At 44.8% G+C, this 8314-nt stretch carries 10 protein-coding genes; 1 reads left to right on the top strand and 9 read right to left on the bottom strand.

Annotated features, from left to right (window positions below; genetic code table 11):
• The coding region (locus ACTF5U_RS08605) for an ester cyclase (protein ID WP_438971219.1) at positions 1-494 on the top strand (494 nt) is incomplete at its 5' end.
• A gap of 43 nt (positions 495-537) precedes the next feature.
• Here the strand turns inward: ACTF5U_RS08605 and ACTF5U_RS08600 are convergent.
• From ACTF5U_RS08600 to ACTF5U_RS08560, 9 genes are all read right to left on the bottom strand, one after another.
• Positions 538-876, bottom strand: a complete 339-nt coding sequence (locus tag ACTF5U_RS08600; protein ID WP_438971218.1) for a zinc ribbon domain-containing protein YjdM — start codon at positions 874-876, stop codon at positions 538-540.
• A gap of 397 nt (positions 877-1273) precedes the next feature.
• Positions 1274-2155, bottom strand: a complete 882-nt coding sequence (locus ACTF5U_RS08595; protein WP_438971217.1) for a LysR family transcriptional regulator — start codon at positions 2153-2155, stop codon at positions 1274-1276.
• Positions 2149-3156: a phosphonate dehydrogenase gene (locus ACTF5U_RS08590; protein ID WP_438971216.1), complete on the bottom strand. Its 1008-nt coding sequence runs from the start codon at positions 3154-3156 to the stop codon at positions 2149-2151. The genes ACTF5U_RS08595 and ACTF5U_RS08590 overlap by 7 nt, the downstream gene beginning before the upstream one ends.
• Positions 3157-3166: 10 nt before the next feature.
• Positions 3167-3988 (bottom strand): phosphonate ABC transporter, permease protein PhnE, encoded by an 822-nt coding sequence (phnE, locus tag ACTF5U_RS08585; protein WP_438971215.1) that lies wholly within the window; start codon positions 3986-3988, stop codon positions 3167-3169.
• Between the two features lie 7 nt (positions 3989-3995).
• A complete protein-coding gene (phnD, locus tag ACTF5U_RS08580; RefSeq protein WP_438971214.1) occupies positions 3996-4856 on the bottom strand; it encodes a phosphate/phosphite/phosphonate ABC transporter substrate-binding protein in 861 nt (286 codons plus the stop codon).
• Positions 4857-4869: 13 nt separating this feature from the next.
• Positions 4870-5697 (bottom strand): phosphonate ABC transporter ATP-binding protein, encoded by an 828-nt coding sequence (gene phnC, locus ACTF5U_RS08575; protein ID WP_438971213.1) that lies wholly within the window; start codon positions 5695-5697, stop codon positions 4870-4872.
• Positions 5698-6082: 385 nt separating this feature from the next.
• On the bottom strand, positions 6083-6688 hold the full coding sequence (locus tag ACTF5U_RS08570; protein WP_438971212.1) for a hypothetical protein: 606 nt from the start codon (positions 6686-6688) through the stop codon (positions 6083-6085).
• 132 nt (positions 6689-6820) lie between these two features.
• Complete coding sequence (locus ACTF5U_RS08565; protein ID WP_438971211.1) at positions 6821-7207, bottom strand: tautomerase family protein; 387 nt, start codon at positions 7205-7207, stop codon at positions 6821-6823.
• A gap of 68 nt (positions 7208-7275) precedes the next feature.
• Complete coding sequence (locus ACTF5U_RS08560; protein ID WP_438971210.1) at positions 7276-7665, bottom strand: hypothetical protein; 390 nt, start codon at positions 7663-7665, stop codon at positions 7276-7278.
• Between the last annotated feature and the right edge of the window lie 649 nt (positions 7666-8314).

Raw genomic sequence — 8314 nt, 5'->3', positions numbered from 1 at the left:
GGAATAAGGACACAACGATGAAAAACCGTTTTTTACAAAAAATCGCCATCTTGGTAGCACTATTCGTTACGGGAGGTACAACCATGGCTGACAACAACCCGAACTTAACCTTGATGAGTGACTTTGCTCAGCAGGTTTTTGTGAATAAAGATCTGAGCAATCTTAATGCGTATATGCATAAAGATTACATCCAACATAATCCGTCTGTCGCACAGGGTAGCGAAGGCTTCAAAATCTTTTTTAATGATTGGTTCACAGCCATTCCAGATTTCAACTATGAACTGAAAAACATTATCGCGAATGACGACTATATCTGGGTTTATGGCAATTATTCAGGCACACACTCAAATGAATGGCTGGGTATTCCTGCAAGCAATGCAGAATATCAATTTGATGCCATTGATATTTTCCGCGTTGAAGATGGCAAACTAGCCGAACATTGGGATGTAATGGATTTGTATAGTCTCTTTAAACAGCTTGGCACTATTCAGTGAGTCAAAAGGTGGCAGCATAGTGAGCGCTATGCTGCCATTGTGGCTAGGCTTTTTTTACAAATTCTGACTTTAATTTCATAGCACCAATGCCATCAATCTTACAGTCGATATCATGATCGCCATCAACCAGACGAATGTTTTTCACCTTCGTGCCGACTTTCACCACGGATGATGAGCCTTTTACCTTCAAGTCTTTAATCACTGTGATAGTGTCACCGTCTGCTAACACATTGCCATTTGAATCCAATACCTTTGCATCAGCCTCATCGGTATTATTTTCTCCTTCCTGCCACTCATGTGCACATTCAGGGCAAACCAGCATAGACTGATCTTGATAGGTGTATTCCGATCCACAGGCCGGGCAGTTAGGTAAATCGCTCATTTAGACTCACAAAATGTATGGAAAAGAGGGGTATTGTACCCCAGAAGCCCATTTCGGAATGAACAGGGTACATTCTAATGCCTTCGTTAAATAGATATTTGCCGTGTTGGCCGCCTTATTTGCGAACGCTCTTTTTGGCTTCTGGGTAGAAACTAAAGCCTGAGGCATATTACTGAGCCGTGCCGTGTGAGCGATTCTGTCAGGCATGTTAACTGCCACCTAGACAGCTGGTTCAGCTAACATCGCCGCCATGGTGCAATCAACCGGCTACAATGATGCCCATACCATTTCGACTGCAACAACGCCCGGCATTTGGTTGGTGTCGCGAGCTATATTGTGGGTACTCCACTCGGCTTATTGATTGCCCATTGGCAGTCATTACGGTGTTTGGGTCTTCTTAGAACCTAGGATTGCTAACGTCATCGTAGAGGTGCTCAACAAATGATTGCTGAGACACATCAAGCTGAGGCTCCTTTCGCTGAACTATAATGAGCGTTTTATTCAATGTTCCTCCTGCTACTGGCACAGCAGAAAGTGTTCCCCGAGTCACCTCCTCTGTCACTGTGGATGCTGACACCAGTGAGACACCTAGATTTTCTTTTACCGCTTGTTTGACAGCTTCTGTACTGCCCAGCTGCATAGATATCTTGGGTGCTGTTAAGTCGCCGGTAAATTTTTCACTCAGTATTCGTCCTGTTCCCGTACCCCGTTCTCCACCAATCAAACTGATGGTTTGCAGTTGTTCCAGGCTAATATCATCGAGTTGGCCTAAAGGATGTTGAGGCGATGTAATAAGTACCAGCGGCTCGACTTTCCATATCTTAGTCACAAATCCTGCCAGTGGTTGCCACCACTCCACAATGGCAATATCCAGCTCAAAATTCGCCATTTTGTTGACAATGGTTGGGTTATCATCAATCGTCAACTCAATCTGTGATGACTGGGGTTTATCTATATAACTTCGGATATGAGGCTGTAGCATGTAAATGCCAATGTTAGAGCTTGAACCGACTCTGACACAATCTGTTCGAATAGCGTTAATAGCTTGTTGACTCAAATTCAGAATTGAATCAACAAACGGCAATAAGCGCTTGGCAGCTTCTGTAGGATAACAGGCCGTTTTGTTTCTTTTGATCAGTGCTACACGCAGTTGTTGTTCCAGCTTGGAAATATGCAGAGAAACTGTCGGCTGAGCTATCCCCAAACTCTCTGCTGCAGCCTGAAAACCACGTTCGGCAACAACTGTTTTTAGCGTCCGTAACCATTGAGGATTTAACATAAAGCTGTGTGGCGTTCAACGTCGTTGATGGCATCCTGGGGAGACAGCCCACCCAATGCTTGAACAATATTCTCAGCCGCCCGAAGCTCTATCTGTAACCGAACTTTATGCACAGCAGATCCAATATGGGCAGTGAATAAGGTATTGGGATGTGACAGTAGCTCAGGCTCGAGCTGTTTGGGTCGGTCCTTGATAGCCCAATCTTCCATTTCGAATACATCGGCAGCGTAACCACCAAGGTCTCCAGATTTGAGCATTGTCAAAACCGCTTTTTCAGAGATGACAGAGCCACGGCATGGGTTAATAACAAAAGCCCCCTTCTTCATTTTTCTCAGCTGCTCCAAATCGATCAGATGGTAAGTCTTGTCATTAAGTGACAACGCCAGAATGATCACATCCGAAGCTTTAAGCAGTTGTTCAAGGTCGACAAATGAAATGCCAAGGCTGGTTTCATCAACATCCGACAAACGATGTCGATCGGTATAAAGGAGATGAGCCCCCCAACCAGATAGCCTTAATGCAGTGGCTTTACCAATAGCTCCCATACCAATGATGCCAACTGTCGATCCCGCTATACCCATGCCATAAAACAGTGGTTTCCAACCCTGAAACTCACCGCTGCGGACGTGTGAATCGGCTGCTACAATATTACGCATAACGCCTGTCATCAACGCAATAGTCAGCTCCGCAGTCGGCACAGTCAATAAATCTGGCACCACCGTAAACCAGACACCACGTCGTTGACAGGCCAGCACATCAAAGTTGTCATAACCCTTTAATGCGGCTCCGATGACCTTTAATTTCGGGCAGGCTTGTAAGAAATTTTCATCGACCTTATCAGGCATAAATGCCATCATGGCATCGGCATCACTAAGCCGACTCATCAGCTCATGCTCACTCAGCGAAGTATCGGTTTGATTACTCATGACTTCACAGTGAGCTGTAAGATAATCCAGCGTTTGCTGATGCACTCTGTGCGTAATGACGACCCGTGGTTTCATTCTTATTTCCTTACTTAAACGACTTGCGAAGATAACCGCTGAACGCATCAACCATCGTGACCATGACCAGAATCACGATCATAATCGCCATTACTTCCTGATACTGCATGATCCTGAGCGACCCCATCAATTCAAACCCGATGCCACCGGCACCGACCATACCCATCACTGTTGAAGCTCTGAAATTGTATTCCCAACGATAAATTGAAATATCAACCATTTGTGAAAGTACTTGTGGCAGGACCGCATGATAGAGCACTTGCATTCGACTAGCGCCACTGGCAATCGCGGCTTCAACGGGTGCCTCATCAACATGTTCAATCGCCTCGGCAAAGAACTTACCAACCATACCGACTGAATGAAGACCCAGCGCCAGGACCCCGGGCAAGGTGCCAAACCCAACAGCGGCCACAAAGATGATGCCCATGATCAATTCAGGAACCGACCGTAGTGTGTTTAATATGACGCGGGCCAGATGGTAGACGAGTGGATGAGGCGCTGTATTTCTGGCAGCAAAAAAGGCGATAAAAAGAGACATCACCACGGCGATCGCTGTACCCGCCACACTCATCGCTAGGGTATCTAATAGTGGTTTTAACCAACTGGAAAAGTTTGTGAAATCAGGGGGGAAAGACTCCCCCGCTAATGTCACAATTGCAGGAACACCTTTCGCCAGAGTATCGAAATCTAGTAAGTTAACGTACCAACAGGCTGCTAATACAACAACAAACAACAACAGGCTATGTTTGACCTTCTCCAGCCAGGATTGCTGATACTTTTCCAGTATGTCGATATGGCTTTGCTCTCTGACTAATGATGATTCAGTACGCATCGCTCAATCACATTTTTGCTAAATCAAGTTTCAACAGAGCGCCCATTTCGCGAATCACGTCATAATCAGCATCTGTTACCGCAGCAAACCCTTCAGCTTTAAAGCTTTTCAGTACTTCAGCATCATCCAGTTTGATAAAGGCATCTTTGATCTTTTCTTTCAGCCCATCATTGAGATCTGAACGCATTGCCCATGGATATTGAGGATAATCTTTGCTATATCCAATAACGTTGATATCGGCCTCATCAATCAAGCCTCTACTCAACAATGAGTTAAATATCACTTCAGATAAACCACCAGCATCCGCATTACCATTGGCCACATTCACCGCTACGGCATCATGTGAACCCAAGAAGTGTTCGTTATAATTCACTTTTGCCTGTAAGCCTTTCTCCTGCAAAATAGATTTTGGAATCAAATGGCTGGATGTCGAAGCACGATCACCAAAAGCCATTTTTTTACCTTCAATATCTGCAAAACTTTTGACTCCTGTTTTGGCATTAGCAATAACCACAGAACGGTATGTCGGCTTGCCGTCTTTCACTAATGCCGCAAACGGTTCGATATCACTTTTCGTTTTGGCAAGGACATAGGAAAGTGGACCAAAATAGGCCATATCAATACGACCAAACCGCATAGCTTCAATCATTGAAGAATAATCAGTTGTCACGATAAGTTCGATTTCTTTGCCAAGCTTGTCTTCAAGGTAATCTTTCAGTGGTTGATTGCGTTTGATGATTTCCGACGCATTTTCATCAGGTAATAATGCGACTTTAATCATGTCTGGATCAGCATCGGCAGCAAAGGTCGCCGTTGTCGCCGTTAGTAGCATGCTGGCAGCAAAAGCAAGTTTTTTAATCAGCTTCATTGTTCATCTCCGTTTAGGTTGAGGTGATATTGACTAGAGGACGAGGCTCATACATGGCCTCTTTGTCCGTATTTGGTTCAGGCTTTTTACTTGAATAAATCCGGGATAACTGAGACGCATCAAGCTGGGCAGGTTTGGCATCAAAAACGACTTCTGCATTCGCCAGACCGATAATCCGATCAGCAAATTGGCGGGCAAAATCCAACTGATGTAAGGACACGATGGCGGTAATATCATCTTCCTCACAGATACGCTTCAATAATTCGAGAATCTTTTGTGATGTGGCAGGATCAAGACTAGCGATGGGCTCATCTGCCAGAATAATGTCGGGTTTTTGTGCCAGCGCTCTGGCAATACCGACTCGCTGCTGCTGCCCACCTGATAACTGATCAACGCGTGTCATGGCTTTATCGGACAGCCCTACCCGTTCCAGGCTGTGAAGTGCAATGTCCAAATCCGCTTTTGGCAAAGGCAATAGACTCCGGAAAAAACTGTGGTTTGCCAGCCGCCCCATCAGAATATTTTGTAAAACAGTCTGCTTCAGAATAAGTTGATGCTGCTGAAACACCATCGCCGTAGTTTGACGATGTTTGCGCAAAACTTTGTCAGAATTCAACGGACCATGACTGGAAGAAATAACCTGTCCCGAAGTTGGTATGACAAGATGGTTCAGCGAGCGCAAAAGGGAAGATTTACCAGCACCGGAAAGCCCTAGCAAAACGACGAACTCGCCATTAAAAAACGATAATGTCGTATCCCGAAGTGCCACGACATTATTGCTATATCTCACCTTGAGGTTCTCTATTTTGAGAATGGGTGTTTTGTCACCTACTGCTTTCATCAACATTACCTTTCTCTATTTATCTTGCCGATGCATTACGGATGTTGATTGAATAATAAGCACGTCAGATGACATAGAAATGACAATCAGATGAAGGTTTTGAGTCAATATATTGGCTTCTTATCCCGTTAGCCTACGGTTGGATTTCTGGCTAAAAAGAGAACGCTCTGAAGACTCGGAGCGGCTGCGACACCACTGGATAGGAAACTACATGCATTTATCTGAATTATGAGTTCGACTTTTTCTGCATAGCTGATCGTAGCGATGAGATCAGTGTAATTCTCATACTAGAGGATGGTTGATTATCAATGGCGATTTGGTTGGTGTTACAGACTATGTGTTGAGCACAGCGCTGGGCTGATTGATCGTTGCGACTTGGTAATAATCAAAGGTTTGCTGTCGAGCTTTGCTTTCGTTTTAAAGCACAGACCAGTCGCAGCCCCATTGCGACTAAAAGCAAAATAACCAGCGACAGGTAGATGCCATTATTTAGCGATGCAAAACCGTATGTCTCGATAAAGATTAACCAGACCAGATACATACCGATAGTATGAAGCCGATGCCAGCCTTTCTCACCGATCCAGCGTCTTGGAATATCAAACGACGTTATCGTCATCAATAGAATAAACACATAGGTCAGAGTGGCCAGTATGATTTCAATAATATGCAGATTAGCGAGAGAGTCCTCGGGGAAATAAGCAATCAGCAAGATCAAAAAGAACAAATGCACAAAGTGTGACAAGGCAAACGATACGCCGATATAACGACGGTTTTGTAGCAGGTATTTTGTCCAGTTGAACTTGAACAGGCTGTAAAGACTGGATGCCGTAAAGGCGAGCACAAACAATGTCACTGAACTACGTGCCGTAGTTCGCACCATCGTTCTGATGGCTTCTTCAGTGAATCCCAGCGAGACAAAGCTAATCACTGACATCAAGGCAAGCACAGTGGCGACCAGTCCGGTAATGCGCCACTGAGAAATTGAAAGCATGTTGTGTCCCGCTGATTGAGTCTTCAAAACTATTGGAGACTAGCTTAAGAGCCGATATTGCAGATGTAAATACCTAAGAGGGCTTAGTGCTGACTTGGGTTGTATTCCGTGAGTCTAATGCTCTATTCGCTCTCAAACCTTAACCTTGTAGTTAAGATCCCTGGCTTCATCTCCGGTCATGCCACGAAAACCCCACTGATATGGCTGCTGTTCCTTGATAGTGATTTCGACATCAATGGGTGCCAAAGCAAGCTGGCTCTCCAACTCAGAGAATAACGCCTTAATTAACGCTTTCTGAGTCTCCGCTTGTCGACCCACCATCATATTGATTTCAATCACCGTATAGGCATCACTTCTACCGCCGGGATAATAGAAATCTTCTTTGTCCAGTGGAACAAAACGATGTGCCCGTTTATCTTCCGGCATACCCAGCACAGTTTGCATGCAACTATGAATCACATCTGAAAGTGACGCTTTGATAGGATTCAGTTTTTCTTTTATTCCATAAACAACAATCATGAGCTTCCCTGCTTCTCCGGCTAAAAGATAAAAGAGTCTAACACGCTCTTTTTCGCCTTAATGGCGAGTCAGCCCATGCTCGGCTCAAAGTCCGAAGCGCGACGACCTCTTTTGTTTACTCCCCGATGATCTTTACCATCAAAGACATTCTGTAAAACCTGACTACCTGAGCGTCTGTCTTCCTGGCTATGTCTACGATCTTCAAAATGAATATACTTACAACTACAACCAGCGGTGGTATCACAATCATTTAATGGAAGACTGGGCGCTTCTCTGGCAAGGAAAACCTGTGATGAACGGTCAAACGATGCGTTACAGGAAAACTCACATGCCTCAATCTTCACTGCGGCATAAGGATTGTATCTGGTGGTCGTTTCAAATGGTTTTGCGGTGAGTTTTTTACTTTTGAAAAGTGCGTAAATGAGCGCAAGAAGCATAAAAGTCAGTACTATTTCCATAAGCGCCCCCTAAGATGGCTGATAATTAAAGAAAAATTATCTTAATTAACTCTGTGTGAACTCTAATCTTTTTATCCTTTTTTTGCACCTTTTAGATGAAAATTAGCTTTTGTTTGCTGTTATTTGAGCAAACTACTGGTTTTCATTTCGCCTTATTGGCGAGTTAGGGAAATGCATGCCCATTTCCCTAACAACCCTAGGGCACCCCACCGTGCTGGCCTGCGGCTACACTCGTCATAACATTGATTCAGGCGGTCGGCTAAAACTCGCTGCGCTCAGACACTAGCCGCCCTCAGACCTGAATCAATGCCATTCCTCGTCAGCACAAACGGGGAGTTTGGAAACAGTTTTGGAACTGGAGAGTGTTTTTGAACCTCCCTTTGCGCAGCCGAGCATCGGAGATGTGACTGGAACAGCGCGAGCGCATGTTTGAGCGCAGCGAGTTCGCGAGTGCCCAGTCATATCGAGAAGCGCAGGGAACCCTTTAGGGCAAGCTGTGGGCTGCCCTTTTGTTTGGTTCGTTTATTTTTGGCAAGAAAAATAAATGAACTCGGGCTTTAGTCCGAAATAAATCTAAATCAAGTTGGCTGACCCCTTGATTCTTGATTTCCATCTTTTTATCCCTCTTTTGCACCTTTTGCACGCAAAA

Source organism: Methylophaga sp. (assembly GCF_965655755.1).
In the GTDB taxonomy this organism is placed as follows: Bacteria; Pseudomonadota; Gammaproteobacteria; order Nitrosococcales; family Methylophagaceae; genus Methylophaga.
Note: the sequence above shows the minus strand (reverse complement) of the source record. Positions and strands in the feature narration are given on the sequence as shown.

Bases quoted from the DNA above. Each gene is read 5' to 3' on its own strand.
- ACTF5U_RS08600 (WP_438971218.1), bottom strand. From the start codon at position 876: ATGAGCGATTTACCTAACTGCCCGGCCTGTGGATCGGAATACACCTAT.
- ACTF5U_RS08595 (WP_438971217.1), bottom strand. From the start codon at position 2,155: ATGTTAAATCCTCAATGGTTACGGACGCTAAAAACAGTTGTTGCCGAA.
- ACTF5U_RS08590 (WP_438971216.1), bottom strand. From the start codon at position 3,156: ATGAAACCACGGGTCGTCATTACGCACAGAGTGCATCAGCAAACGCTG.
- phnE (WP_438971215.1), bottom strand. From the start codon at position 3,988: ATGCGTACTGAATCATCATTAGTCAGAGAGCAAAGCCATATCGACATA.
- phnD (WP_438971214.1), bottom strand. From the start codon at position 4,856: ATGAAGCTGATTAAAAAACTTGCTTTTGCTGCCAGCATGCTACTAACG.
- phnC (WP_438971213.1), bottom strand. From the start codon at position 5,697: ATGAAAGCAGTAGGTGACAAAACACCCATTCTCAAAATAGAGAACCTC.
- ACTF5U_RS08570 (WP_438971212.1), bottom strand. From the start codon at position 6,688: ATGCTTTCAATTTCTCAGTGGCGCATTACCGGACTGGTCGCCACTGTG.
- ACTF5U_RS08565 (WP_438971211.1), bottom strand. From the start codon at position 7,207: ATGATTGTTGTTTATGGAATAAAAGAAAAACTGAATCCTATCAAAGCG.
- ACTF5U_RS08560 (WP_438971210.1), bottom strand. From the start codon at position 7,665: ATGGAAATAGTACTGACTTTTATGCTTCTTGCGCTCATTTACGCACTT.